This window comes from Cupriavidus sp. 96C5-1, from assembly GCF_057798855.1.
In genome coordinates, this window is the sequence record NZ_JBYOJU010000020.1 from 1 (window position 1) to 24930 (window position 24930).

23 protein-coding genes are annotated in these 24930 nt (G+C 66.9%); 5 read left to right on the plus strand and 18 right to left on the minus strand.

Features of this window, described 5'->3' with window-relative positions; genetic code table 11:
• Together prpC and prpB are read right to left on the minus strand one after the other, a co-directional pair.
• Positions 1 to 1124 (minus strand): bifunctional 2-methylcitrate synthase/citrate synthase (gene prpC, locus AC3FOF_RS21220; RefSeq protein WP_488727689.1); only part of this gene is annotated, 1124 nt, incomplete at its 3' end.
• An 83-nt stretch (positions 1125 to 1207) separates the two neighbouring features.
• Positions 1208 to 2116, minus strand: a complete 909-nt coding sequence (gene prpB, locus AC3FOF_RS21225) for a methylisocitrate lyase (protein WP_017229720.1) — start codon at positions 2114 to 2116, stop codon at positions 1208 to 1210.
• Positions 2117 to 2403: 287 nt separating this feature from the next.
• On the opposite strand from prpB, the gene prpR reads away from it, so the two are divergent.
• Positions 2404 to 4419: a propionate catabolism operon regulatory protein PrpR gene (gene prpR / locus AC3FOF_RS21230; RefSeq protein WP_488727690.1), complete on the plus strand. Its 2016-nt coding sequence runs from the start codon at positions 2404 to 2406 to the stop codon at positions 4417 to 4419.
• 19 nt (positions 4420 to 4438) lie between these two features.
• On the opposite strand, the gene AC3FOF_RS21235 is transcribed toward prpR, so the two are convergent.
• The 3 genes from AC3FOF_RS21235 to AC3FOF_RS21245 all read right to left on the minus strand — a co-directional run bounded on the left by AC3FOF_RS21235 (position 4439) and on the right by AC3FOF_RS21245 (position 6680).
• Positions 4439 to 5446 (minus strand): cysteine synthase A, encoded by a 1008-nt coding sequence (locus AC3FOF_RS21235; RefSeq protein ID WP_488727691.1) that lies wholly within the window; start codon positions 5444 to 5446, stop codon positions 4439 to 4441.
• Between the two features lie 193 nt (positions 5447 to 5639).
• Positions 5640 to 6026 (minus strand): hypothetical protein, encoded by a 387-nt coding sequence (locus AC3FOF_RS21240; RefSeq protein WP_488727692.1) that lies wholly within the window; start codon positions 6024 to 6026, stop codon positions 5640 to 5642.
• Between the two features lie 360 nt (positions 6027 to 6386).
• Entirely contained in the window at positions 6387 to 6680 is a 294-nt protein-coding gene (locus tag AC3FOF_RS21245) for a putative quinol monooxygenase (RefSeq protein ID WP_017227670.1), read from the minus strand.
• A gap of 248 nt (positions 6681 to 6928) precedes the next feature.
• On the opposite strand from AC3FOF_RS21245, the gene AC3FOF_RS21250 reads away from it, so the two are divergent.
• Complete coding sequence (locus AC3FOF_RS21250; RefSeq protein ID WP_017227671.1) at positions 6929 to 7342, plus strand: RidA family protein; 414 nt, start codon at positions 6929 to 6931, stop codon at positions 7340 to 7342.
• Between the two features lie 24 nt (positions 7343 to 7366).
• On the opposite strand, the gene AC3FOF_RS21255 is transcribed toward AC3FOF_RS21250, so the two are convergent.
• The 7 genes from AC3FOF_RS21255 to AC3FOF_RS21285 all read right to left on the minus strand — a co-directional run bounded on the left by AC3FOF_RS21255 (position 7367) and on the right by AC3FOF_RS21285 (position 15961).
• Entirely contained in the window at positions 7367 to 8833 is a 1467-nt protein-coding gene (locus AC3FOF_RS21255; RefSeq protein ID WP_488727693.1) for an N-acyl-D-amino-acid deacylase family protein, read from the minus strand.
• A 73-nt stretch (positions 8834 to 8906) separates the two neighbouring features.
• Entirely contained in the window at positions 8907 to 9908 is a 1002-nt protein-coding gene (locus AC3FOF_RS21260; protein ID WP_488727694.1) for an ABC transporter ATP-binding protein, read from the minus strand.
• Entirely contained in the window at positions 9905 to 10933 is a 1029-nt protein-coding gene (locus AC3FOF_RS21265; protein WP_276267830.1) for an ABC transporter ATP-binding protein, read from the minus strand. Before AC3FOF_RS21265 ends, AC3FOF_RS21260 begins: the two co-directional genes overlap by 4 nt.
• Positions 10934 to 10950: 17 nt before the next feature.
• The gene (locus AC3FOF_RS21270; RefSeq protein ID WP_488727695.1) at positions 10951 to 11850 is read right to left on the minus strand and encodes an ABC transporter permease; all 900 of its coding nucleotides are present in this window, start codon (positions 11848 to 11850) and stop codon (positions 10951 to 10953) included.
• Positions 11851 to 11896: 46 nt separating this feature from the next.
• Entirely contained in the window at positions 11897 to 12832 is a 936-nt protein-coding gene (locus AC3FOF_RS21275) for an ABC transporter permease (RefSeq protein ID WP_488727696.1), read from the minus strand.
• Between the two features lie 41 nt (positions 12833 to 12873).
• The gene (locus AC3FOF_RS21280; RefSeq protein WP_488727697.1) at positions 12874 to 14457 is read right to left on the minus strand and encodes an ABC transporter substrate-binding protein; all 1584 of its coding nucleotides are present in this window, start codon (positions 14455 to 14457) and stop codon (positions 12874 to 12876) included.
• Positions 14458 to 14506: 49 nt separating this feature from the next.
• Positions 14507 to 15961 (minus strand): M81 family metallopeptidase, encoded by a 1455-nt coding sequence (locus AC3FOF_RS21285; protein ID WP_488727698.1) that lies wholly within the window; start codon positions 15959 to 15961, stop codon positions 14507 to 14509.
• Positions 15962 to 16304: 343 nt separating this feature from the next.
• Here AC3FOF_RS21285 and AC3FOF_RS21290 point away from each other — a divergent pair, with 343 nt between their 5' ends.
• The gene (locus AC3FOF_RS21290) at positions 16305 to 17051 is read left to right on the plus strand and encodes a helix-turn-helix domain-containing protein (RefSeq protein ID WP_276267825.1); all 747 of its coding nucleotides are present in this window, start codon (positions 16305 to 16307) and stop codon (positions 17049 to 17051) included.
• A gap of 165 nt (positions 17052 to 17216) precedes the next feature.
• Complete coding sequence (locus tag AC3FOF_RS21295) at positions 17217 to 18428, plus strand: cyclic di-GMP phosphodiesterase (RefSeq protein ID WP_488727699.1); 1212 nt, start codon at positions 17217 to 17219, stop codon at positions 18426 to 18428.
• Between the two features lie 19 nt (positions 18429 to 18447).
• Here the strand turns inward: AC3FOF_RS21295 and AC3FOF_RS21300 are convergent, their stop codons facing one another.
• Entirely contained in the window at positions 18448 to 20004 is a 1557-nt protein-coding gene (locus AC3FOF_RS21300) for a class I adenylate-forming enzyme family protein (protein WP_488727700.1), read from the minus strand.
• A gap of 73 nt (positions 20005 to 20077) precedes the next feature.
• Positions 20078 to 21718, minus strand: a complete 1641-nt coding sequence (locus AC3FOF_RS21305; RefSeq protein WP_488727701.1) for an acyl-CoA dehydrogenase family protein — start codon at positions 21716 to 21718, stop codon at positions 20078 to 20080.
• Positions 21719 to 21838: 120 nt separating this feature from the next.
• On the opposite strand from AC3FOF_RS21305, the gene AC3FOF_RS21310 reads away from it, so the two are divergent.
• Positions 21839 to 22480, plus strand: a complete 642-nt coding sequence (locus tag AC3FOF_RS21310; RefSeq protein ID WP_488727702.1) for a TetR/AcrR family transcriptional regulator — start codon at positions 21839 to 21841, stop codon at positions 22478 to 22480.
• A gap of 195 nt (positions 22481 to 22675) precedes the next feature.
• Here the strand turns inward: AC3FOF_RS21310 and AC3FOF_RS21315 are convergent, their stop codons facing one another.
• From AC3FOF_RS21315 to msrB, 4 genes are all read right to left on the minus strand, one after another.
• A complete protein-coding gene (locus AC3FOF_RS21315; RefSeq protein ID WP_017227910.1) occupies positions 22676 to 23470 on the minus strand; it encodes a peptidylprolyl isomerase in 795 nt (264 codons plus the stop codon).
• Between the two features lie 4 nt (positions 23471 to 23474).
• Complete coding sequence (locus tag AC3FOF_RS21320; RefSeq protein ID WP_276267820.1) at positions 23475 to 23789, minus strand: BolA family protein; 315 nt, start codon at positions 23787 to 23789, stop codon at positions 23475 to 23477.
• Positions 23790 to 23869: 80 nt separating this feature from the next.
• Positions 23870 to 24409 (minus strand): septation protein A, encoded by a 540-nt coding sequence (locus AC3FOF_RS21325; protein WP_017227912.1) that lies wholly within the window; start codon positions 24407 to 24409, stop codon positions 23870 to 23872.
• Between the two features lie 70 nt (positions 24410 to 24479).
• Positions 24480 to 24926 carry a peptide-methionine (R)-S-oxide reductase MsrB gene (gene msrB / locus AC3FOF_RS21330; RefSeq protein WP_488727703.1) on the minus strand — a complete coding sequence of 149 codons (447 nt, stop codon included), beginning with the start codon at positions 24924 to 24926 and terminating at the stop codon, positions 24480 to 24482.
• Positions 24927 to 24930 lie beyond the last annotated feature (4 nt).

Here is a 24930-nt window from a genome sequence, read left to right on the forward strand (position 1 = left end):
TTCTCCGGCCCGGTGTAGTTGGCGCTGGGGCGGATGATCTTGTTGTCGATGCGCTGCTCGATGATGTGGGCGGCCCAGCCCGAGGTCCGCGCGATCACGAACAGCGGGGTGAACATGGCGGTCGGCACGCCCATCATGTGGTAGCTCACCGCGCTGAACCAGTCCAGGTTGGGGAACATCTTCTTGATGTCCCACATCGTGGTTTCCAGCCGTTCGGCGATGTCGAACATCTTCATCGAGCCGGCGTCCTTGGACAGGCGCCGCGCCACTTCCTTGATGACCTGGTTGCGCGGGTCGCCGGTGGTGTACACCGGGTGGCCGAAACCGATCACCACTTCCTTGTTCTCCACGCGGTGCGTGATGTCGGCCTGGGCCTCGTCCGGGCTGTCGTAGCGCTTCTGGGTCTCGAACGCGACCTCGTTGGCGCCGCCGTGCTTGGGGCCGCGCAGCGCGCCGATGGCGCCGCAGATCGACGAGTACATGTCCGAGCCCGTGCCGGCGATCACGCGGCCGGCGAAGGTCGAGGCATTGAATTCATGCTCGGCGTACAGGTTGAGCGAGGTCTGCATGGCGCGCTCCCACAGCGCCGACGGCTTCTGGCCGTGCAGCAGGTGCAGGAAATGGCCGCCGATGGAGTCGTCGTCGGTCTCGACTTCGATGCGCTTGCCGTTATGGCTGTAGTGGTACCAGTACAGCAGCATCGAGCCGAGGCTGGCCATCAGGCGGTCGGCGATGTCGCGCGCGCCCGGGGTGTTGTGGTCGTCCTTCTCCGGCAGCACGGTGCCGAGCACGGACACGCCGGTGCGCATCACGTCCATCGGGTGGGCGCTGGCGGGCACCCATTCGAGCGCGGCCTTGACGTTGGCGGGCAGGCCGCGCAGGGCCTTCAGCCTGGCCTTGTAGGCGGCCAGTTCGGCGCGGGTGGGGAGCTTGCCGTGCACCAGCAGGTGGGCGATCTCTTCAAACTCGCAGGTCTCGGCGATGTCGAGGATGTCGTAGCCGCGGTAGTGCAGGTCGTTGCCGGTACGGCCGACCGTGCACAGTGCGGTATTGCCGGCGGTCACGCCCGACAGGGCGACGGATTTCTTCGGCTTCGGGGCGGCTAGCGGTTGCGCTTCGGACATGAGGGAGTCTCCTTGGGGATGCTGTGCTGACTGACTTGGCTTGATACGTGGTTGCGGACGTGATGGCCGTCGGGCCGCCGCGCTTATTTGGCCTTGCCCTGGGCGAACAGGGCATCCAGTTTTTGCTCAAAGGCGTGATAGCCGATGCTTTCGTACAGTTCGGCGCGGGTCTGCATGGTGTCGACCACATTCTGCTGCGTGCCGTCGCGGCGTATCGCAGCGTACACGTTTTCGGCAGCCTTGTTCATCGCACGGAAGGCCGACAGCGGGTACAGGATCATCGACACGCCGGCACTGCCCAGTTCATCGCGGGTGAACAGTGGCGTGGCGCCAAATTCGGTGATATTGGCCAGCACCGGCACCTTCACCGCTTCCACGAACTTGCGGTACATGGCGAGGTCGGTCATGGCTTCGGGGAAGATCGCGTCGGCGCCGGCTTCCACGCACGCCACGGCGCGCTCGATGGCCTTGTCCAGGCCTTCCACGGCCAACGCGTCGGTGCGCGCCATGATCACGAAATTTTCGTCGGTGCGGGCATCGACGGCAGCCTTGATGCGGTCCACCATTTCGCCTTGCGAGACGATTTCCTTGCCGGGGCGGTGGCCGCAGCGCTTGGCGCCGACCTGGTCTTCGATATGCATTGCGCCCGCGCCGAACTTGATCAGCGATTTGGTGGTGCGCGCCACGTTGAAGGCCGAGGCGCCGAAGCCGGTGTCGACGTCCACCAGCAGCGGCACGTCGCACACGTCGGTGATGCGGCGGATATCGGTCAGCACGTCGTCCAGGTTGGAAATGCCCAGGTCCGGCAGGCCCAGCGAGCCCGCGGCCACGCCGCCGCCCGACAGGTAGATCGCGCGGTAGCCGGCGCGCTTGGCCAGCAGGGCATGGTTGGCATTGATGGTGCCGACCACCTGCAGGGGGTGTTCGTCGGCCAGGGCCTGGCGGAAGCGGGCGCCGGCGGAGCGGGCGAGGTCGGAGGTGGAGAAGGTCATGATCTTCGCTTTAGGAGTGGACGGCTGGTAAGCGCAAAGGGTATGCCAGGGCGCGCAGGACGTGCATCCAGGCTTTCACGGCGACCGCCCGGCAGGCAGTCAGCCCTTGTCGGGCTTGGTCTGGCGGCGATTCTCAGGCTTCAGTCACGAAGTCTGGTGATGCTTTTTGCTCATATGTTGCATTTCAATAATGAAATTACGTATTTCAAAATTGAAATGCAGGCAGCCGGCGCGCATAATGGCAAGATTAGCCTTCCCCAGGCCTCCGCACCGTTTTTTTCGCTGCCATGACGCTCGGCCTTCCAGCGCCCCTCAATGCGCCTGTCACTGTCAATGCCGCCCGCCCGCGCATCTGGGCGATCGGTATCAGCCGCCTGTCGCGCGCTTTCGCCGACCTGATCCCCGGCTATGCGGCCCAGGCCGAATTCCGCATCGTGGGCAAGGGCTATGCGGCTGCCGCCAGCGCCATCGCCCGCGAAGCCCGCGAGGGCCGGCTCGATGCCGTGGTCGCGGGTGGCTCCAACGGCGCCTATCTGCGCCAGCACGTGGACGTGCCGGTGGTGTTGGTCAAGGTGACCGGGTTCGATGTGATGAGCGCGCTGGCCACGGCAAGGCGCATCTCGCCGAAGGTGGCGCTGGTGACCCATGCCGCGGTCTATCCGGAGGTGGACGAGTTCGTGCGGGCCTTCTCGCTGTCGGTTCCGGCCTACACCTACCTGACCGAGGACGATGCCGCGGCCCGCGTGAAAGCCCTCAAGCAGGAAGGTGTCCAGGTGGTGGTAGGGCCCGGCATGGTGACCGACCTGGCCGACCGGATCGGCCTGATCGGCGTGTTCCTGTACTCGGGCAATTCGGTGCGGGGCGCGCTGGAGGATGCGATCGAAGCGGCCCGCCTGCGCCGTATCGAGTCCGCCCGGCGCGACTACGTCAATACCATCCTGGCCCACCTCAACGAAGGCGTGGCCGCGGTCGACTCGGAAGGGCGCATCCAGACCTATAACCCGGCCATGGAACGTTTCCTCGGTACCGCGCCGGCCGCCGCGCTGGGCCGCAAGCTGCAGACGCTGGCGCCGGCGCTGTCCCTGGACGGCGTGATGCAAAGCGGCAGCAAGGAACTGGAGGCCATCCACAAGCTCGGCGACAAAATGGTGGTGGTCAACCGTATCCCCATCGTGACCGAGACCGGCACCGCCGGCGCCGTGCTCACCCTGCAGGATGCCAATGCCATCCACCGCGTCGACCGCAACCTGCGCTCGCGCAGCCGCGCGCGGCCGGCGGGGGTGCGCTACAGCCTGGACGACCTGGCCGGCGCCTCTCCCGCCATGCACCAGCTGCGCGAACTGGCACGGCGCTACGCGGCAGTGGACTCCACGGTGCTGGTGGGCGGCGAAAGCGGCACGGGCAAGGAAGTGCTGGCCCAGGGCATGCACGACGCCAGCCCGCGCCGGGTTTTCCCTTTCGTCGCGGTCAATTGCGCGGCCTTTCCCGAAACCCTGCTGGAAAGCGAACTATTCGGCTACGAGGAGGGCGCCTTCACCGGCGCGCGCCGTGGCGGCAAGGCCGGCCTGTTCGAATCCGCGCACAACGGCACGCTGTTCCTGGATGAAGTCGGCGATATGCCGCCTGCCTTGCAGACCCGCCTGCTGCGCGTGCTGCAGGAAAAGCAGGTGTTGCCGATCGGCGGGCTGGACGCGGTGCCGGTCAATGTGAGGGTAATCGCCGCCACCCACCGCGATCTTGGCGAACTGGTGCGCCAGGGCAGCTTCCGCCAGGATCTTTACTATCGCCTCAACATCCTGCGCATCGAGATGCCGCCGCTGCGCGAGCGTGCCGGCGATCTGCCCGAGCTGGCCGAACTGCTGTACCGGCGGGCCCAGGAACGGTTGGGCCAGCCGGCGCCGCAGCCGCTGCCGCAGGCCGTGCGGGCAAGGCTGTCGGGCTATGCCTGGCCGGGCAATATCCGCGAACTGGAGAACGTGACCGAGCGCATCGCCGTGCTGGTGGCAGGCCGCAGGCTGGTCCCGCGCGACCTGCTCGCGGAACTGCAGGCCGCGGCGCCGGAGCTGTTCGGCACGGAACCGGCTGGCGAGCCGGCGCCCGGGCAAGGCGGCCCACGGGGGATGACAGCAAGGGATGGCCACGGCGAGCCGGCAGCGGGCTCGCTGGCGGGCGTCGCGCGCGCCAGCCAGGCCGAGCATATCCGGCGCGTGCTGGCCGAATGCGGCGGCAACCGTGCCGCCGCCTGTCACCAGCTCGGCATCAGCAGCACCACATTGTGGCGGCGCCTGAAAGGGGCGGGGTAGCCAGCAGCCAGGGCGGCGCTCAGTGTCGCGCCCCGACGGGCGGTGTCTGCCGCGGCACCAGCCCCTTGGCGGCCAGCCAGACCGCATTGAACAGGCGCCCGGCATACAGGTCGCCGCGGTCGCAAAGCAGCGTGACGATGGTGTGGCCAGGTCCCATCTCGCGGGCCAGCCACGCTGCGGCCGCTACGTTGATGCCTGACGAGCCGCCCACCCACAGGCCTTCCTCGCGCAACAGCCGGTAAACCATGTCGACGCAGGTCTGGTCGTCGATTCGTACTGCATCGTCGATCGGCGTGTCCGCCAGGTTGGCGGTGACCCGGCTGGAGCCGATGCCTTCGGTGATGGAGTTGCCCTCCGCCTTGACCACATGGTGCTTGACGAACTGATAGAGCCCGCTGCCGTGCGGGTCGGCCAGCACGATGCGGACGGGCGGATTGCGTTCCCGCTCCTTCAGGAAGCGCGCGACGCCCGCCAGCGTGCCGCCGGTGCCGGTTGAGCAGACAAAGGCATCGACCTTGCCCGCGGTGTCATGCCAGATCTCGGGGCCGGTGGTTTCGTAGTGGGCCTGGCGGTTGGCCAGGTTATCGAACTGGTTCGCCCAGATGGCGTTCTCGGTCACCTTGGCCAGGCGGCCCGCCACTTTCTGGTAGTTGTCGGGATCCGCGTAGGGGGCTGCCGGCACCGGCCGTACCTCGGCCCCCAGCAGGCGCAGGCGGTCCATTTTTTCAGGCGACTGGGTATCGGGTATGACCACGATGCAGCGGTAACCCCGCGCCGCGCAGATATGCGCCAGGCCGATACCGGTATTGCCGGCGGTGCCTTCCACCACCGTGCCACCGGGCTTGAGCACGCCGCGCCGCTCGGCGTCGCGGATGATGTAAAGCGCCGCCCGGTCCTTGACCGATCCGCCCGGATTGAGGAATTCCGCCTTGCCGAGGATCTCGCAGCCGGTCTCGGCGCTCAGTCCTGCCAGCCGGATCAACGGCGTATGGCCGACGGTACCGACGAATCCGTCCCTGAGGTCCATGATGCACTCCGGGTATTGCGCCTCGCGCGTGCAGGGGCGTCACTCAGAGTGATAGATCGGCGTTGGGGGAATGACAAGCGCAGCAGAGGGACGCCGCGGGGCAGGCCGGCCGTGGCTAGATGAGGGGACGCTCTATGAGTGACGTCGAGTTGCCTATTGCGTACGGCGCGCGAGTCCGGTCTTCCACAAACGCCTAACTACGTTTTTTCGATCCAAAAACTATATCTCTCAGGTGCCTGGCATCTCTGTCCTCTACAAAAGCACATATGCTGCTCTTATTTTTTTCGACAAACGTGGCCGCGATTTTTGATGAGATTGTGAGTGCCAATATTAGAATAATGGAGCCTTCTTCTATTTGATCGGGTTCCAGTAGGAGGTATATCAATGTGGATGTTGTAAATAGAAATCCAATTACAATTATCGCCTTGGTTATGGCGATAATTTTTTCTGGTTTATCCAATTTTGTTTCTCCTCTCGATCTTCGAATCCAATTGCCCTCGGGTGGCCTGCGGGCGACGCTGGTTACCATATAGCCCGGCACACCTGTGCGAATTGCCATTTCCATGGCTTTTGACCGCATGCGCAAAGCCTGGTGGCATGTCAGGTCAAGGAATTATCTACTCGAGCGGATCAGTGTGATTAGCGTTGCTGATGATGCCTTATCCGCCAAATCCGTGCAGATGACCGTCAAACTCTAACATGGGATATATCAAAATGGGCTGGCCAGGCAGAAAATAGGTGCGTTCCGATAAATGATATGGGAAATATCCGAAGCGAAGTGCACAAGATCCCGCTGGCGCCGTGTCCATGAGCGTTGGCGCATCACGCAATGTGACCGGGCGTTCGGGAATGGCAAGCGATGGGCCAAGCCTGGGCGGAGACGGCTACGTCCAGGCTGGGAAGTGGACTTTGGGGTTTTTTCTGTGCCTATCTGACGACGTCAGGCCGCGTTCAACCACCGGAAATTGATATCGCCTTCGAGGAATTCCTGGCGAGTGGCGTGAAAGTCACGCACGTACTCGCTGTTGAGGTGCGATTCGAGCGCGTGCCTGGAATTCCATTCCATGTAAAGCACGAAGACTTCGGCATCCTCGGCGTCTTCCCCCACGTGGTAGCGCAGGCAGCCCGGCTCCATGGCGCCGCGCAAGCGCAGCGCGGCGAGCTTGGCTCCCAGGACCTCACGGCGGTGGGCCTTGGCGCGAGCGATACCGACGAGCGTGTACGTTGTGGACATTGTGTGACCGGCAAGCGTGTGGCGTGCCATTGTAGCCGCGCGGCCGGGGAGGGGGGCGAATGCCCGAGGGCGCCGGCTGGCTATTTGGGCGGCTTGACAAGCCGGCTGGCGGGTGATGGCGGGGTGCGGGGCGGTCGCGGCAACGCTGGCATAATCGCCTGTGCTTGCCACCCGTAACGCACATGGATGCGTGGGCATGACGCGGAACGGGCCCGCAACTGTCATGGAAATGCTGTCAAGGATCGTCAATGAGCCAGATCGACCGTCTTCGTCTCCCCGAGAACGATCCCGTTTTCGGCAGCAACAAGGTTTTCGACCTCTTCCAGTATTCCCCCGCCGTCACTGCCAACGGACTGGCCTTTATTGCCGGACAGGTCGGCATCCGCCCGGACGGCTCCATTCCCGTAACGCCCAGGGAGCAGATCCAGGTGGCGTTCGAACGCCTGGAAGCCATTCTCGGGCATCTCGGGCTCGGCTTCACCGATCTGGTGGAACTGGTGTCCTATCACGTCAACCCGGCCGAACAGCTTGCCGATTTCCGTGCCGTCAAGGCGCAGTTCATCCGGTCCGACTTTCCCGCCTGGACGATCCTGGGGGTGGCGTCGCTCGCCCGCCCTGAATTCGTGATCGAAATCAAGGCGGTGGCCGCGGTCCGCAAATAGGCGTGCCGGCGCCGTTACCGCCGCTCAGGAGACGGCCGTTCCTTGCCGGGTGATGACCTGCCCGTTGCGCGCGCCGCTATGGGTGCCGTGCCGCCAGGTGATGGCGCCATTGACGATCACGGTGTCGATGCCCTCGGCCGGGCGGGTGGGCGTCTCATAGCTGGCGGCGTCGCGCACGGTCGCGGCATCGAAGATGGCGATGTCGGCATGGTGGCCCACTGCGAGCGTGCCGCGCTGGTGCAGGCCGAAATTGCGTGCCGTGAGGCCAGTCATCTTCCAGACCGCCGTTTCCAGCGGGAACAGGCCGATCTCGCGGCAGTAGTGGCCCAGTACGCGCGGGAAGGTGCCCCACAGGCGCGGATGCGGGCTTTCGCCAACCGGAATGCCGTCCGAGCCGATCATGGTCTCGTCGAAGGCGAGGATGCGCTGCACGTCGTTCTCGTCCATCAGGAAATAGACCGCGCTGCCCGGTTGCAGGCGGCGCGCGGCCTCGTCCTTGGGGACGCCCCATTCCCGGGCGATATCGTCGAGGTCGCGGCCCGCGCATTCCGGATGCGGCTGGCTGGCGGAGATCAGCACCCGGCCTTCCAGCATGCCGCGGTCGGCGCGGATCATGGTCGAGCCGGCCGTGTACGGGTAGCAGTCGAGCGAGACGCACTGGTGCCGCATGGTCTCCCGGATGAAGGGCAGCGTGACCTGGCTCCTGCCGAAGTTGGCCGTGTTCTGTACCTTGTGGTGCGACACCACCACCGGCACGTCGAGTTCGCGGCCGATGCGGAAGGTTTCTTCCAGCGACTGCATCACCTGGTCGGACTCGTCGCGCATATGCGTCACGTAGAGCGCCTTGCGCGCGCTCAACGGCCGGCACACCGCGATGATCTCCTCGGTCGTCGCCTTGGCGGCGGGCGGGTAGAAGGTGCCGGTCGACAGGCCGATCGCGCCGGCCTGCATGGCTTCCTCCACCAGCGCCTGCATGGCGGCGATCTCTTCGGCGCTGGCGGCGCGGTCGAGCGCCGGCATGGTGACCGCGCGCAGCGTCGAATGGCCGACCATGGCGGCCACATTGACCGAGCTCGGCGCGGCGCGCAGCGCATCGAGATAAGCCGCGAAGGTGGTGAAGCGGCCTTCGGCCGGCGCGTCGATCAGGCTCAGCGGCATCGGCAGGTCCATGTCGGCGCGCAGCGGCGCGGCGCTGATGCCGCAGTTGCCGGCGATCACGGTGGTGACGCCCTGCGAGATCTTGAAGGGCATGGTGGCCTGCGACAGCACGGCCTGGTCGTCGTGCGTGTGCGCATCGATAAAGCCGGGGGCGACGATGCGGTCCGTGGCGTCAAGCGTGCGCTCGGCCATATGGCCGGCCAGATCGCCGATCGCCGCGATGCGGCCGCCGCTCACGCCGATATCGGCGCTGAAGCGCGGCGCCTTGGTGCCGTCGATCACGGTACCGCCGGCGATCAGCAGGTCGTAGTGGGTGGAAGCATTGCCTGGCATGGGATTCCTTTCCTTTCGTGATCGTGATGTTGCGAGGTCGCAAGGTCGCGAAGTTGCGATCAGGGTCAGCCGCTCAGCGGAAGTGGCAGGCCACCTGGTGGCTGCCGCCCGAAGCCGAGGGCCGTCCGGCAAGCTCGGGCGCCTGCTCCTTGCATACGGCCTGCGCAAGCGGGCAGCGCGTATGGAAGCGGCAGCCCGCAGGCGGGTTGGCCGGGCTCGGCGGATCGCCCTGCAGCAGCAGGCGCCGGGCTGGCGTGCGCGGGTCGGGCACCGGCACGGCGGAAAGCAGGATTTCGGTATACGGGTGGAGCGGCGCAGAGAACAAGGCGTCGCGGTCCGCCAGTTCGACGATCTGGCCGAGGTACATCACGGCGACGCGATGGCTGATATGGCGCACCACCGCAAGATCGTGCGCGACGAACAGGTAGGCGATGCCGAACTCGGCCTGCAGGTCCATCAGCAGGTTGACCACCTGCGCCTGCACCGAGACGTCGAGCGCCGACACCGGCTCGTCGCAGACGATCAGCTTGGGGTTGAGAGCGAGCGCGCGCGCGATGCCCAGGCGCTGCCGCTGGCCGCCGGAGAACTCGTGCGGATACTTCTTGATCGCTTCGGGCCGCAAGCCGACCTTGCCGAACAGCCACTGCACGCGCTCGGCGCGTTCCGCGCGCGAGTGCATGCCGAAGTTGCGCAGCGGCTCGGCGACGATCTCGCCGGCCGTCAGGCGCGGGCTCAGCGAGGCATAGGGATCCTGGAAGATGATCTGCAGGTCGCGCCGGCGCAGCCGCATGGCGTGCGCCGAAAGGCCCAGCAGTTCTTCGCCGTCGAGCTGTACCGAGCCCGAGCTGGGCTCGACCAGGCGCAGCACCGATTTGGCGGTGGTGGTCTTGCCGCAGCCGGATTCGCCCACCAGCGAGAGCGTCTCGCCGCGCGTCACGGTGAAGGAGACGCCGTCCACGGCCTGGATGGGGGGCTTGCGCGGCGTCAGCCAGCGCTGCGGCGCGGTGTAGTGCTTCTTGAGCCGGTCGACCCGGAGCAGGGGCGCGGGCGCTGCGGTGACGGTTGCGGTGTTCATGCGATGGCTTCCTGTTCGGGTTCGATGCGGGATGCTTCCACCGCGAAGCAGGCCACGAGGTGGTCGCCGCCGTGTCGCGTGAGTGGCGGGATATTGCTGTGGCAGCGTGCGTCGGCATGCCGGCAGCGGGCCGCAAACGGGCAGCCGCGGTGCGCCTCCTGCGGCGAGGGCACCAGTCCGGGGATTTCGGCGAGCCGCTGGCTGCTGGTATTCATCGACGGCATCGAGGCCATCAGCGCGCGGGTGTACGGGTGCAGCGGACGGTCGAAGAGCGCCATCACGCCGGCCTCCTCGACCTTGCGGCCGGCGTACATCACGATCACGCGGTCGCAGCTCTCCGCCACCACGCCGAGATCGTGCGTGATCATCACCACGCCCATGCCGAGTTCCTTCTGCAGCCGGCGGATCAGGTCCAGTATCTGGGCCTGGATGGTCACGTCGAGCGCGGTGGTCGGCTCGTCGGCGATCAGCACCTCCGGGTTGCATGCCAGCGCCAGCGCGATCATCACGCGTTGCCGCATGCCGCCCGAGAGCTGGTGCGGGTACTCGTGGACGCGGCGCTCGGGCTCGGGGATCTGCACCAGGCGCAGCATTTCCACCGCGCGCCCGAGCGCTTCGGCCCGGCTCGCGCCCTGGTGCACCTGCACCGTCTCGGCGATCTGCCGGCCGATGGTCAGCACCGGGTTCAGGGAGGTCATCGGCTCCTGGAAGATCATCGAGATGCGGTTGCCGCGGATGCGGCGCATCTCGCGCTCGCTGAGTTGCAGCAGGTCGGTGCCGCGCAGCCGCACGGCACCGCGGATGCGCGCCGGCGGTGTCGGCAGCAGCCGCATGATCGACAGGGCCGTCACGCTCTTGCCGCAACCGGACTCGCCTACCACGCCGAGAGTCTGGCCGGCGCGCACGGTGTAGGAGACGCCATTGACGGAACGGGCGGGGCCGGTGAGCGTGTCGAAATGGGTGTGGAGATCGTCGACTTCGAGCAGCGGCTCGCCGGTGGCCAGGGCAACGCGGGGCAGGGTCATGGTGTGGCTCCCGGGGTTCAGAGTTGCCGTGCCAGGCGCGGATCGAGCGCGTCGCGCAGTCCGTCGCCCAGCAGGTTGATCGCCAGCACCGTCGCGGCCAGCAGGATGCCGGGGTAGAGGATGATGTGGAAGGCCACGGCGACGAAGTTGCGGCCCTCGGCCATCATGTTGCCCCAGCTCGGCGTCTGCGCCGGAACCCCGACGCCGAGAAAGGACAGCGCTGCTTCGGTCAGCACGGCCGCCGCCGACACGAAGGTGGCCTGCACGATCAGTGGCGCCACCATATTGGGTAGCACGTGGCGCACCAGGATCACCGGCAGGCGGGTGCCGACCGCATGCGCCGCCTCGACAAAGAGCTGCTCGCGCAGCGTGAGCGCGAGCGAGCGCACCAGCCGCACCACGCGCGGCACTTCGGGGATGGTGATGGCCACGATGACGGCCGTGAGGCTGGCCTGCGTGACCGCCATCAGCGCGATCGCCAGCAGGATGCCGGGGATCGCCATCAAGCCGTCCATCACCCGCATCACGAAGGAATCGGCCCAGCGCACGAAGCCCGCGGTGAGCCCGAGCAGCACGCCGAGCGCGGTCGCCAGCAGGCCGACCGAGAGGCCGACGATCATCGATACGCGTCCGCCCCAGAGCGCGCGGCTGAACACGTCGCGGCCCAGCGCGTCGGTGCCGAACCAGTGCTCGGCCGAGGGCGGCTGCATGCGCGCCAGCGGGTCGATGTCCTCGGGATCGATGGAGGCGATCCAGGGGGCGCCGATCGACAGCGCGGCGATCACGATCAGCAGCAGCGCGCCGACGATCAGCGTGGGATGCTTGCGCACCCAGCGCCAGCGCGGCAGCACGAAGGGGGCATCGTCCGGCGTCGCCGCGGTGGCAGCGGCATCGGTCGCGGGCAGGGAGGTCGGCATGATGAAAGCGCCCGGGGGCGACGGAAGGTTCAATGAAGGTTCGATTTCAATACTTGATGCGCGGGTCGAACAGGCCGTAGCTCAGGTCGATCAACAGGTTGATCAGCACGTAGACGCCGGCCGAGATCAGCAGCACGCTCTGGATCACGGGGTAATCGTGGCGCTGCACGGAATCGATCACCAGGCGGCCGACGCCAGGAATGGCGAAGACGGTCTCGGTGACGACCACGCCGCCGATCAGCAGCGCGATGCCGATGCCGACCGTGGTGGCGATCGGGATGGCGGCGTTGCGCAGCGCGTGGCACAGCACCGGCAGCACGCCCAGGCCCTTGGCGCGCGCGGTGCGGATGTAGTCCTCGTGCAACACCTCGAGCACGGTGGCGCGCGTCATGCGGGTCACCAGCGCGATATAGACCATGGCGAGGTTGACGCAGGGCAGCACCAGGCTGCGCAGCCATTGGCCGATGCCGTCGGCAAAGCGCGCGTATCCCTGTACCGGGAACCACGGCAGCTGGATGGCGAAGGCATAGACCAGCAGGTAGCCGACCAGGAACACCGGCAGCGAAAAGGCCAGCACCGCGAACAGCATCACCAGCCGGTCCACCCAGGTGCCGGCGCGGTAGGCCGCCAGCGTGCCCAGCGGCACCGCTACCAGCAGGGTCAGCAGCATGGTCAGCGCGGCGATGGAGGCAGTCGGTTCCAGCCGCTGCGCCAGCAACTCGGCCACCGGCACCTGGGTGAAGATCGAGGTGCCGAGATCGCCGGTCGCGAGCCTGCCGAGCCATAGCGTGAACTGCTGCCAGAGCGGCCGGTCCAGGCCCAGCGCCCCGCGCAGCCTGGCGATGTCGTCGGCGGTCGCGAGGTCGCCGGCGATCAATGCCGCGGGGTCGCCCGGCGTCAGGTGGATCAGCAGGAATACCACGACGGCCACCACTGCCATCACGGGGAGCGTCGCGGCCAAGCGTCGGAGAAAATAGCCCATGTCGTCGTGTCGCCTCGGTCGGTGGTCCTGTTTTTCTTGTCTTACTTGTCGAGCATCCACACCGTGGGCATGCCGGCCCACAGCTTGTCCACGCCCTTCAGGCTGGCGCGTGCCGCGAAGGCGGCCGAATACTGACCCGCGTTCACATAGGGCACCGCCTCGTAGGCGCGTTTCTGGAAGGCCTCGAGCAATTCCTTGCGCTTGGCCGGCACGGTCTCGCGGATCCAGGCGGTGCGCAGTTCGTCGAGCGGTTTGTCGCAAGGCCAGCCGGGCAGGCTGCCGCCGCAGGCGGCGCTGAGATAGGCATTGGTGACCGGCGAATTCGAGTCGAACTCTCCCGCGACCGTCACATACATATTCCAGCCGCCGGCCTCGGGCGCATCGCGCTTGGCGCGGCGCGCGCCGATCGAGGCCCAGTCCATGTTCTGCATGTCCACGTTCATGCCCATGCTGCGCATGGTCTGCGCCGCCATCAGGGCCTCGGCGTTGAGCTGGGGCACGTCGGTCGGCACCAGCAGCACCACCTTTTCGCCCTTGTAGCCGGATGCGCCAAGCAATTGCTTGGCGCGGGCGATGTCGGCCTTGCGGTAGGGCTCGGCGCCGGCGGTGGTCGCGTTGGGGCCGCCGCAGATGAAATAGGTGGCGCAGTAGGGCATGCGCATGTCGAGCGGGTAGCCCATGGCGGCGGTGAAACGGTCCTGGCTCACTGCCTGCAGGAAGGCCTGGCGCACCTTGGGATTGTTGAAGGGCGGATGCAGCTGGTTCATCACCAGCACGCCCTGGTAGGCGCCGCCCGAGCCGATCTTGATGCCGGTGTCGGCGCGCAGCGGGGCGATATAGTCCGGCGGTACCTGTTCGACCACGTCGACCTCGCCGCGCTTGAGCGCCGCGATGGCGCTGTTGGCGTCCGGCAGGTAGAGCCATTCGACGCGGTCGAAGTGGCTCTTCTTGCTGCCTGCGAGACCGCTGGGCGGCTCGCTGCGCGCCACGTAGTTCGGGTTGCGCACGAACACTGCCTTGTTGCCTGGCACCCATTCGTCGCGCTTGAAGATGAAGGGGCCGGAACCCAGCACCTCGGGCAGCGGCGAGGTGGCGGGCATCCTGGCCAGGCGCTCGGGCAGGATCACCGGTGGGAAGCCCGACGGCTTGGCCAGCGCGTCGAGCACCATGCCGAAGGGCTGTGCGAGCGAGAGCGTGAAGCTGCGCGCGTCCACTGCCTTCCATTCGGCGCCGGCGTCGCCCATGGCGCGGCCGAGGTTGTCGCGCGCGCCCCAGCGCTGCAGCGAGGCGACGGCGTCGGCGGCGGTGACGGGGCTGCCGTCCGAGAACTTGAGGCCGGGCCGCAAGGTGAAGCTCCACTGCTTGCCGTCCTTCGAACTGCTGTACTTCTCCACCATCTGGGGTTGCGGCCTGCCATTCGCATCCTGCGCGAACAGCGTGTCGTAGACCATGTAGCCGAAATTGCGCGTGATGTAGGCGGTGGTGAAGGTCGGGTCGAGGATCTTCAGGTCGGCGTGCGCCACGACCTTCAGCGTCTTGGTCTGCGCCAGGACGGGGAAGCTGGCGCCGGCGAGGACAAGGGCGCTCGCGGCGAGGGCCGCTAGCAGGGAGCGATTCGGTTTCATCTGCAGGTCTCCGTTGTTGTCGTTGTGATATCGAACCGGCGGGCGGCGCTCAGGCCGCGGCGCCGTCGAGCGGCCACTTGGGCCGGCGGACCTTGCGATAGGGCAGGGTCGACAGGTCGAGCGTCACGGCGCCGGGCGCCCCCGCGTAGATCACGTGCTTCGCCACCTTCGAGAAGGACGCATAGAAGTGCTGCGAGGACTTGACCACGACGATCTTCTTGCGCGCGAGGTCGCAGCCCAGCTGTGTGAAGAGGTCCGTGCCCATGGCCTGGTTGCGCAGGGTGATCAGCACGATCTCGATGCCGCCTGCTTCCACCAGCGCGCAGTCGCCCATCTGCACCGGCATGTTCGACAGGCCGGTCATGACCATGTCGGCCCGCAGCGCCTTGACCGTGCAGTCCAGGTCCAGCGGATCGCCCGAAAGCGGGCTGATCTTGCCGCCGATGCGCATGGCCAGGCGCGCGCCGACGCCGGCTTCGAAGGCGATGCGCACCGCGATCGGGTCCCAGAGCGGGCCCACCGCGGCGCTGCCGATGCCGCGCTCGATCATGCGCCGCAGGATAAAGGTGGAATCGCTGGCCGCGCCGCCGCCCGGATTGTCGGCGCCATCGGCCAGCACCACCGGGCCGCCGTCGAAGGCCAGCGCCTCGTCCAGCGCGGTGTCGATATCGGGGTAGCGTACCGCGAGCGCCTCGCGCATGCCGATGAGTTCGTCCGCCAGCCGGCGGGCCAGCGCATTGGCCTTGGCCTGGTCGCCGTCCGTGTAGACCAGCACCTTGGTGCCCATCTCGGGCACGTCTCCCCAGGAGAAGCCATGCGCGATGGAGACCGACAGCACGCCGTCCCGGCCTTCCAGCGCCTGGATGCGGTCGACGAAGCCGCGCGCCGGTTCGCGCGAGGTGTGGACGGTGACGATCATCTCGCAGTCGACCACCGAGGCCACCGGCCGGATCTTGCCCTCCACCTTGGCCGCGCACAGGTCGACCAGCTCCAGGGCGCGCTCCAGCACGTCGGTATGCGGGTATTCCTTGAACGCGATCAGCAGGTCGGCGTGGTTCACCATGTCCGGCGTCAGGTGGCTGTGCGGATCCAGCTCTGCGCCAATCACCACTGCGGGGCCGACGATGGCGCGCACGCGCCGCAGCAGGTCGCCCTCGCAGTCGTCATAGCCATCCGCCACCATCGCGCCGTGCAGGCCCAGCAGCACCATATCGACCGGCAGCGCGGCGCGCAGGTCCGCCAGCAGTTCCTCGCGCAGGGTTTCGTAGGCGTGGCGGGTGGTGGTGCCGCTGGGCTGCGCGCCGGCCACCAGGCCCTCGAGCAATTGCCAGCCGCGCTCCTTGCCGCGCATCCGTGCGGCCCACAGCGGTCCCGAGAAGAACGTCATCTGGTCCGGATGCTGCCCGGCCGGGAAGTAGCCGCGATCCCGGAACGAGGCAAGGCCGGTGGGCATCGGGCCGAAGGTGTTGGTTTCGGTAGCGAGGGAAGCACTGAAGACACGCACGATGGTGAACTCCTGTGTGTGGAGGTTGGGGGGAGACGCTGAGGTATCTGGCGAAGCGTTCCGGCTCCGCCGCCCGGCCCGGTGCGACGGATGCGCTGGCGATGCAGCCACCGGTTACCGGCAAGCGGCGAAGACCATGCGCATGGAAGCGGCGGGGCTCGGCGGACTCATGGGCCCGCCTGCTTTGGAATGGGACTGAGTGTATTTAAGAATTTGCGAATATGCAAATTGCGAATGCGCAAATTCTGGTCTAGAGTGCGCTTCATCAGGGTTGTTCCCGATGTGGCCGGCTGATAGCATCCGATCCTCGCATCCCGTCCAACGGCAAAAAATGGAAGCACGCTTGAAAACACAGATCGGTCCAGGGCGCAAGGGCGAGGAGGGTGGCGACAGCGACGAATCCCGCACGCTCGATCGGGAGACCTTCGGCAAGCGCCTGCGCAGCGCGCGCAAGGGCTTCGGCTGGACGCTCGCGCATCTGGCGGCGTTGTCGGGCGTGTCGATCACTACCATCTCGCGTGCCGAACGCGGGCAACTTGCGCTTGGCTATGAGAATTTCGCTGCGCTGGGCCGGGCGCTGCAGATGGACATGGGCTCGATGTTCGCGGGCGCCGGGGTGCAGCCTGCGCCGTTCCAGGGGCCGGTGGTGACGCGGGCAGGCGAGGGCGTGACTTACCGTGGAACGTCGTTTTCCTATGAGTTCCTCGGCACCGAGGCGGTGGGAAAGCAGATGATCCCGGTTGTCAGCACGGTCCATGCACGCCGCATCGCGGGGCCCGAGGACTTCGCGCGCCATCCCGGCGAGGAATTCGTCTACGTACTCTCCGGCGAGATCGAGGTGCATTTCGACAATGGCGAGATGGTGCACCTGGCGCGCGGCGATTCGCTGTATTTCGATGCCGGCCAGGGGCACGCCTATATCAGCCTGAGCCGGCAGCTTGCCCGGATCGTGGGCGTGATGACCAGCGAGAGCAGTTTCATGAAATCGGCGCAGGCCGGAGAGAGGGAGGCCATGCCGAAGCGCATTGCCGAGCCGGCTTCGGAGAAGGCCGCCGGCGGCAAAGGCAAGGGCCGGGGCAAAGCGCGATGAGCCAGGCATGAGCGCTCTCGCGCAGACGCCGCCGCGGTATCCGGACGAGTCCATTTGCAGGCAGCGTTCCCGCCGTCTTGCGCGGGGTGCCTAAAGTTCTCCCGCCCCCTGCCGTTAAGCGGCCACGCCCTATTCAATCCTTACATGGGGACGCGAGGAGCTGGCATGCTGAAACGGATCAGGACCCAACAGCTACAAGTCGGAATGTTCGTGGCCCGGCTGGGCGGACCGTGGATCGATCACCCGTTCTGGCGTTCGCGTTTCCTGGTTAGCAGCCAGGAGCAGATCGACCAGATCGTGGCCTCCAAGGTCGACGAGGTATGGATCGACCTGCTCAAGGGCCACGGCATGCCCGTCACCACGCCACTGGCCACGTCCGGTTCGCTGGCGGTCAGGCCGGTGCCCGACGAGCCGGTTGGCGCGGTGCCGCAATCGGCGGTACCGCTGGAGGTGGAGTTCGGGCTGGCCCGGGAGGTGCTGAAGAACGGCAAGACGGTGGTCGGCTCGATGTTCACCGACGCCCGCATGGGCCGCGCGCTGGAGGTGGAAGGCGCCCTGATGCTGGTCGACTCCGTATCCAATTCCCTCACGCGTCATTCGCAGGCCCTGATCGCGCTGGCACGGCTGAAGGTCCGGGACGACTACACCTATCTGCACTCCTTCGCCGTTTGCGCGCTGATGATAGCGCTCGGGCGCACCCTTGGGCTGGGCCATGGCGAGGTGCAGCAGCTCGGGCTGGCGGGACTGGTGCACGATATCGGCAAGATCGCGGTTCCCGCGCAGGTGCTGCACAAGCAGGGCGAGCTGAGCGCAGCCGAGGTGGAGATGGTGCAGCGCCACCCTTCCGCCGGCTACCGCGTTCTCAACGAGGCCAGGCTCTATAGCAATATCCCGCTGGATGTCTGCGTGCACCACCACGAGCGGATCGACGGGCGCGGCTATCCCTTCGGCCTGCACGGGCACGAGATCAGCATCCATGCCAAGATCGCGGCGGTATGCGACACCTATGATTCGCTGACCTCCAGCCGCCCCGGGCACGAAGCCTGGACGCCGGCGCGGGCGCTCGAGTACATGGCGGTGCGGGTGGATACGCTGTTCGACCGCACGGTGTTCCAGGGCTTTACCCGTTCGATCGGCATCTACCCGCTGGGCACCGTGCTGCGGCTGCGCTCCGGGCGGCTGGCCGTGGTGTTCGCGCAGAACGACAACGAGCCGCTGCGCCCGCGCGTCAAGGTGTTCTACTCGGTCAGCGAGGCCACCCACCTGAACGCGGAAACGCTCGACCTGAGCCAGGCCGAAGACACCGTGGTTGGCTTCGAGGATCCCGCGCAGTGGGGCTTTCGCGACGCGCAGTTGCTGGAGCTGTGCGCGGCGTGACGGCGTGGCAGCGGGCCGCTCAGGGCGAGGGACCCGCCGCCCGGCCCGCGCGCAGCACATGCTTCATCAGCTTGCCGCTGGGCGTGCGCGGCAGTGTGGCGTGGATCTCGAACAGGCGCGGGATCTTGTAGCGCGCCAGGCGCGGCGCGAGGAAGTCGCGCAGCGCGCGGAAGTCCTCGTCCGCGAGCATGGCGGGATCCTGGCCAGGTTTTGGGACGATGCATGCCGCCACCGTCTCGCCCCATTCCGGATGGGGCCTGCCTACCACGGCCACGTCCTGTACCAGGGGGTGCGCCGCGAGCGCGTCTTCGACTTCCTTCGAGTAGACGTTTTCACCGCCGGTGATGATGACATCCTTGCTGCGGTCGACGATGTAGAGGAAGCCCGCGTCGTCGAGCCGGGCCAGGTCGCCGGTGCCGTACCAGCCGTCGGCGCCCAGCGCGGCGCGGCTGGCGGCGGGATCGTCCAGGTAGCCCTGCATCAACGCCACCGAGCGCATCTGGATCTCTCCGACCTGGCCGGGCAGGGTGGGGCTGCCGTCGGCCGAGCGGACCCGCAACTGCACGCCCGGCATGCCGATGCGGCCGATCGAGCCGGCTCGATCGAGCGCGTCGCCGGCGTACAGCGCCGTGCCGAGCGGCCCGGTCTCCGACATGCCGTAGACCTGGATGAAGTTGGGCGAACCATAGGCTTCGATCAGCAGGCGGGCCTGTTCCGCGCCGATGGGGCCGCCGCCGTAGATCCACTTGCGCATGGAGCCCAGCCGGTAGCGGCGGAAATCGGGCACCGCGTGCAGCGGCGCCAGCAACGCGATGGGCGCGCAGAAGGTGGCGGTAACCGCCTCGTCCTCGATGATCTGGAGGAAGGCCGCGGGCTGGTACTCGCGCAACAGCACCACCGTGCCACCCATCAGCAGCGTGGCCATGGTCCAGTTGTTCAGCGGCGAGGCGTGCCAGATCGGCATGGCGATCAGCATGCGCTCGTCGTGGCCGATGGCCATGCCCGCGGCGGTCGCCAGCGCGGCGGCAAAGACGTTGCGGTGCGAGTGCAGGCAGCCCTTGGGCTTGCCGGTGGTACCGGATGTGTAGAGGATCTCCGCCAGTACGTTCTCGTCCCGCGCATCGCCTTGGGCGGGCGCCGCCGGCCAGGGCTCGGCAACGCTTGCCAGCGTATCGAACGAGGGCGTGCCGGCGCATTCGCCGCCGGTGGCCAGCCGCGCGAAGTCGCCGGGCACGCGTGCCAGCACCGGTGCCAGGCTGGCGTCATGGACACAGGCCCTGATGCCCGCATGCCCCACGATGTATTCCACCTCGGGCGCCTGCAGCTTGTGGTTGACGGGCACCACCACCGCGCCCAGGCGCAGCGCGCCGAACATGGCGGCCAGGAAGCCTGGCGTGTTCAGGCACATCAGCGCCACGCGGCCGCCCGCACGCACGCCGTGCGCATGCAGCACCGTGGCGGCGCGGCGGGACAGGTCGCTGAACTCGGCATAGCCGATGCTGCGCCCCTGGTAGCGCAGCATCGCCTTGTCCGGATGGTTGCGCGCGGACGCTTCCAGCATGGAAACCAGATGCAAGGTGTGTCTCCCCAAGCCGCGTGGACGCGGCGTTCTTTCCAGTGGATGGCGGATGGGTGGCGGTGGCCCGGCTTCAGGCGGCCCAGGCCAGCTCCAGCAGGCGCGCGGCGTCGCCGTTGCCCGCGCTGATCCCCATCACCGCGCCCCAATCCGGGTCGAAACGGCTGGCAATGAAAGCCTGCGCGGTGGCCGCGTCGGCGTGCTGGAGCATCAGGCAGGCCTGGGCCGTGAGCACCAGCCGCGTGGTGGTGCGGCGGGCCTCGGCCTGCTGTTCGTCGTCAGGCAGGCGCAGTGCCGCGCGCAGCGCGGCCACGCTGGCCTGGATACGCGGCTCGCCCGCGCCGACGGTGCTCATCTGTTCCAGTACGCGCAGGTAATCCTCGGGGTTGCGGCCAATGGCGCGCAGCACGTCCAGGCACATCACATTGCCCGAGCCCTCCCAGATCGAGTTGACGGGCGCTTCGCGGAACAACCGGCCCATCGGGCCGTCCTCCACATAGCCGTTGCCGCCGAAGACTTCCATGGCTTCGCCGGTCATCTCGACCGCGCGCTTGCAGATCCAGAATTTGGAAGCGGGCGTGAGGATGCGGCGCCAGGCCAGCCGGGCGGGATCGTCGGTGGCTTCGAAGGCGGTGGCGAGATCCATGGCGAGCAGCATTGCGGCTTCGCTTTCCAGCGCCATGTCGGCCAGCAGCCTGACCATCAGCGGCTGGCGGATCAGCGGCTTGCCGAAGGCGCTGCGATGGCGCGCGTAGTGCAGGGACTGCACCAGCGCATGGCGCAGGAAGCCCGCACTGGACAGCGAGCAGTTCAGGCGGCTATAGGTGGCCATCTCCAGGATGGTGGGAATGCCGCGGCCTTCCTCGCCCACCATGACGCCCCAGGCTTCGCGGAATTCCACTTCGCTGCTGGAGTTGGAGCGGTTGCCGACCTTGTCCTTGAGGCGCTGGATCTCGATCGGGTTCTTGTTGCCGTCCGGCCGCCAGCGCGGCACGAAGAAGCAGGAGGAGCCGGCTTCGGTATTGGCCAGCACCAGGTGGGCATCCGACATCGGCGAGGAGAAGAACCACTTGTGACCGGTGATGAGGTACTCGGCGCCGCGCCCTTCGCCGCGGCTGGGCACCGCGCGGGTGGTGTTGGCGCGCACGTCGGAGCCGCCTTGCTTTTCGGTCATGCCCATGCCGACGTTGATCGAGCGCTTGTGCTCGATGGGGATATCGCGCGGATCGTAGGCCTGGGTCAGCAACTTGTCGCCGAACTGCGCGAACAGTGCGGGCTCCTCGCGCAGCACCGGGATGCAGGCCTGGGTCATATTGGTGGGGCAGAGCGAGCCGGACTCGATCTGGCAATGCATATAAAGCGAAGCCGCGTACGCGGGCCAGGCCGAGGGGCGCGTGTCGGCAAACGGCAGGTTGGCCAGCCCGCTCCTGCGCGCAATGGTCATCATCTCGTGCCAGCCCGGGTGGAAGCGCACCTGGTCGATGCGCTCGCCGGTGCGCGAGTGCGTGTGCAGCTCGGGATGGTAGCGGTTGGCATCCTCGGCATGGCGGATGGTTGCCTCGGCGCCAAGCACCGCGCCCTGGCGCTCCAGTTCCGCCTCGCTCCAGTCCGCGCCGGCGCGCGCGACAGCGCGGCGCAGACCGGGATCGCTGGTAAAGAGGTTGTAGTCCTTGAGTTCGGGTACCTGGTTGGTGATGGCGTGGGTAGCGTGCATGGCGAGCTGTCTCCTTGGGCCGGGCCGGCGGGGCTCGTTGCCGCCCCGTTGTCGCCCGTTAGATTCGAGAGATCATTCTAGATACAATGCCCAGCCTGCATGTTCGGCTTTCGGAGCACCATGAACCCACAGCAGAAAGGCCCGGCAAAGCCGCGGCGCAGGCCGGTGCAATCCCGTTCCTGGCAGACATCGCTGGCCATCCAGGAGGCCTTTGTTCGGCTTTTGGCCGCGCACGATTACGCGCAGGTGACGATCCGCGCCATCGTCGACCTGGCCGGCGTGGGTCTGGGTACCTTCTACGAGTACTTCGGCAGCAAGGAAGAACTGGCGCGGGTGTGCCTGCACCTGCGCGCCAAGCGCATCGTGCTGGCGATGGACGAATGCCTGGCGCAACGCCGGGGCGAGCCCATCGTGGACATCGTGGATGCGCTGATCTCCGTCAATGTGGAACACCACAGGGAGACGCCCGAGCGCTGGGGGCCGATCTACCTGCTGGAGCGGCATCATTCGGGGCGCGCGGCGTATCGGGAGATGTATGGGCGATTCGTGGCGCGGTGGAGCCGGGCGCTGCTAGGCGCCGCCGACGCGCCGCCTGCCGCCGTGGTCGAAGAGGCCGCTGTGACGCTGCAGGCCATCGTCTATGGCCTGATTTCGCATGCTTGCATCGATGAGGGGGAGGGGATCGATTTTCCGGGGCTGATGAGGCGGCTGCGCGGCGCGGCACATGGTTACCTGGCTACGCTGGGCGCGCGGGATGGCTGAAGGGAGCGTCCCGCAGCGCATGGCGACGCTGCCAGGATGCGCCAAAGCCGTCTGAAATGGCGACGGCAGGCAGCAAACAAACGGTTGAGGGGGCTCGCTCCGGCTGCCGGCACCTGGTGCCGCCGCCACGGGCCACCAAAACAAAACCGGCGCCATCGGCGCCGGTTTTCCTGTCGCAGGGAAGCGCAAGCCAGCTTACTGGATCTTGGCCTTTTCCTTGAGCGCCTTCATCATCGCCTGGAACTGCTCGCGCTGCCAGTTCTGGTCGCCCATCAGCATCTGCACCAGCTGCGGCTTGACTTCTTCGAACGTGGGGATCTTGGCGTCGCGTACGTCGTCGAGCTGGATGATGTGCCAGCCGAACTGGGTCTTGACCGGGGTGTCGGTCATCTGGCCCTTCTTCAGGGCCGTCATGGCCGCCGAGAATTCCGGCACGTAGCTGCTGCTGTTGGCCCAGTCGAGATCGCCGCCGTTGGCCGCGGAGCCCGGGTCCTTGGACGAGGCCTTGGCCATGTCCTCGAACTTGGCGCCGGCCTTGATCTTGGCGATGATGGCGCGCGCGTCGGCTTCTTTCTCCACCAGGATGTGGCGGGCGTGGTATTCCTTGCCGCTGCCGAACTGGGACTTGATCTTCTCGTACTGCTTGCGCAGTTCGTCGTCGCTGGCGCCGTGGGTCTTGACGTAGTCTTCGAACACCGCACCGGCCAGCACGTTCAGCTTGGCCTGTTCCAGTTGTTCCTGCAGGTCGTCGCGCTGGGTCAGGCCCCGCTTGTTGGCTTCCTGCAGCAGCAGCTCACGGTCGATCAGCATGGTGCGGGCACGGTCGCGCAGCTCGGCGCTGGGAGGCTGGCCGGTGCTGGCAATCAGCTTGTCCAGCTTGGCCGAGGGGATCGCCTTGCCATTCACGACGGCGGCGTTCTGGGCGAGGGCGGGCAAGCTGCCAGCGGCAAGCACAGCCGCCAGGCTGAACGAGAGGACGGTGGTCTTCATGGAATCAGGTCTGAGAGTTGCTCGAGGAATCGCGGGAGGTTTCGCGGGATTCAAGTTCTTGGTCGGTCAGCGCGGTCACGGCCAGCGCGTGAATTTGTGCGGGGAACAGATCGCGCAGCGCATCATACACCATGCGATGGCGTGCCACCCGGGTACTGCCGGCAAATTGCGCGCTGACGATGGTCACGTGATAGTGCCCGCCACCCGAGGCGGCACCGGCGTGGCCGGCGTGCAGCGCGCTGTCGTCGCGCACCGTAACACTGGAGGGGGAGAGGGCTGCGCGCAGCAGGGCTTCGATTTGTGCGGGTTCGGCGGCCATCGGCGGTTGTGCGTGTCCTGGTGGGAGATCCGGCCGGGGCCGGACAGTCGATCGGGGGCGGGCATGGCCCGCCGGCGGGCTTACTCGGTGGTGTTTTCCTGCATGTGGCGCGACAGCCAGACGCTTTGCGCCAGGATGAACACCAGCATCAGGCCCATGCTGCCGAACAGCTTGAAGTTGACCCAGGCGTCGGTGGAGAACTGGTAGGCCACGTAGAGGTTGACCACGCCCATCACGGCGAAGAAGGCGGCCCAGGCAGCGTTGAGCTTGCTCCAGGCGGCGTCCGGCATGGTCACCTGCTTGCCCAGCATGGCGCGGATCAGGTTCTTGCGCCATACCAGTGCCGACAGCGTCAGCGTGGCGGCAAACAGCCAGTACAGCACGGTGGGCTTCCACTTGATGAAGGTCTCGTTGTGCAGCAGCAGCGTGGCGCCGCCAAACACGGAGATGATCACCAGGCTGACCCACTGCATCGGCTCGACCTTGCGGTGGCGCAGCCAGACCCAGCCGATCTGCACCACCGTGGCGGCGATGGCCACCCCGGTGGCGGCGTAGATGCCCTGGAACTTGAAGGCGACGAAGAACAGGATGACCGGAAACAGGTCGAACAGGAATTTCATGCGGACAGGATTTATCGACGCGAGGTCGAGGGCTGGGTTGGCGGCGAACCGCCGCGCGGGCGATTCGGGCCTAGCGCGGCGTGTCGGGCGATGTCGGCGCGGCGTCACCCGCTTCGAAGTCGGCGGGGTCGCGCTCGTCGAATTTTAGCGCAGCCGAGTTGATGCAGTAGCGCAGACCGGTGGGAGCGGGGCCATCTTCGAAGACATGGCCAAGATGGCTGCCGCATTCCTTGCAGCGGACTTCCACCCGCACCATGCCATGGGTGCGGTCGGTGTGCTCGTCGATCACCTCGCCGTTGATGGGACGGAAGTAGCTCGGCCAGCCGCAGCCGGCATCGAACTTGGTGCTGGCTTCGAACAGCGGCGTGCCGCAGCCGACGCAGCGGTAGGTGCCGCGCTCCCAGTGATCCCAGTAGCGGCCGGTGAAGGGGCGTTCGGTGGCGGCCTTGCGGGTCACGCGGTATTCGATATCGGAGAGTTGCTCGCGCCACTCGGCTTCGGTCTTTTGCGTGGTCATCTTC

Coding starts and splice junctions, on each gene's coding strand:
- prpB (WP_017229720.1), bottom strand. CDS start 2,116: ATGACCTTCTCCACCTCCGACCTCGCCCGCTCCGCCGGCGCCCGCTTC.
- prpR (WP_488727690.1), top strand. CDS start 2,404: ATGACGCTCGGCCTTCCAGCGCCCCTCAATGCGCCTGTCACTGTCAAT.
- AC3FOF_RS21235 (WP_488727691.1), bottom strand. CDS start 5,446: ATGGACCTCAGGGACGGATTCGTCGGTACCGTCGGCCATACGCCGTTG.
- AC3FOF_RS21240 (WP_488727692.1), bottom strand. CDS start 6,026: ATGCGGTCAAAAGCCATGGAAATGGCAATTCGCACAGGTGTGCCGGGC.
- AC3FOF_RS21245 (WP_017227670.1), bottom strand. CDS start 6,680: ATGTCCACAACGTACACGCTCGTCGGTATCGCTCGCGCCAAGGCCCAC.
- AC3FOF_RS21250 (WP_017227671.1), top strand. CDS start 6,929: ATGAGCCAGATCGACCGTCTTCGTCTCCCCGAGAACGATCCCGTTTTC.
- AC3FOF_RS21255 (WP_488727693.1), bottom strand. CDS start 8,833: ATGCCAGGCAATGCTTCCACCCACTACGACCTGCTGATCGCCGGCGGT.
- AC3FOF_RS21260 (WP_488727694.1), bottom strand. CDS start 9,908: ATGAACACCGCAACCGTCACCGCAGCGCCCGCGCCCCTGCTCCGGGTC.
- AC3FOF_RS21265 (WP_276267830.1), bottom strand. CDS start 10,933: ATGACCCTGCCCCGCGTTGCCCTGGCCACCGGCGAGCCGCTGCTCGAA.
- AC3FOF_RS21270 (WP_488727695.1), bottom strand. CDS start 11,850: ATGCCGACCTCCCTGCCCGCGACCGATGCCGCTGCCACCGCGGCGACG.
- AC3FOF_RS21275 (WP_488727696.1), bottom strand. CDS start 12,832: ATGGGCTATTTTCTCCGACGCTTGGCCGCGACGCTCCCCGTGATGGCA.
- AC3FOF_RS21280 (WP_488727697.1), bottom strand. CDS start 14,457: ATGAAACCGAATCGCTCCCTGCTAGCGGCCCTCGCCGCGAGCGCCCTT.
- AC3FOF_RS21295 (WP_488727699.1), top strand. CDS start 17,217: ATGCTGAAACGGATCAGGACCCAACAGCTACAAGTCGGAATGTTCGTG.
- AC3FOF_RS21305 (WP_488727701.1), bottom strand. CDS start 21,718: ATGCACGCTACCCACGCCATCACCAACCAGGTACCCGAACTCAAGGAC.
- AC3FOF_RS21310 (WP_488727702.1), top strand. CDS start 21,839: ATGAACCCACAGCAGAAAGGCCCGGCAAAGCCGCGGCGCAGGCCGGTG.
- AC3FOF_RS21315 (WP_017227910.1), bottom strand. CDS start 23,470: ATGAAGACCACCGTCCTCTCGTTCAGCCTGGCGGCTGTGCTTGCCGCT.
- AC3FOF_RS21320 (WP_276267820.1), bottom strand. CDS start 23,789: ATGGCCGCCGAACCCGCACAAATCGAAGCCCTGCTGCGCGCAGCCCTC.
- AC3FOF_RS21325 (WP_017227912.1), bottom strand. CDS start 24,409: ATGAAATTCCTGTTCGACCTGTTTCCGGTCATCCTGTTCTTCGTCGCC.
- msrB (WP_488727703.1), bottom strand. CDS start 24,926: ATGACCACGCAAAAGACCGAAGCCGAGTGGCGCGAGCAACTCTCCGAT.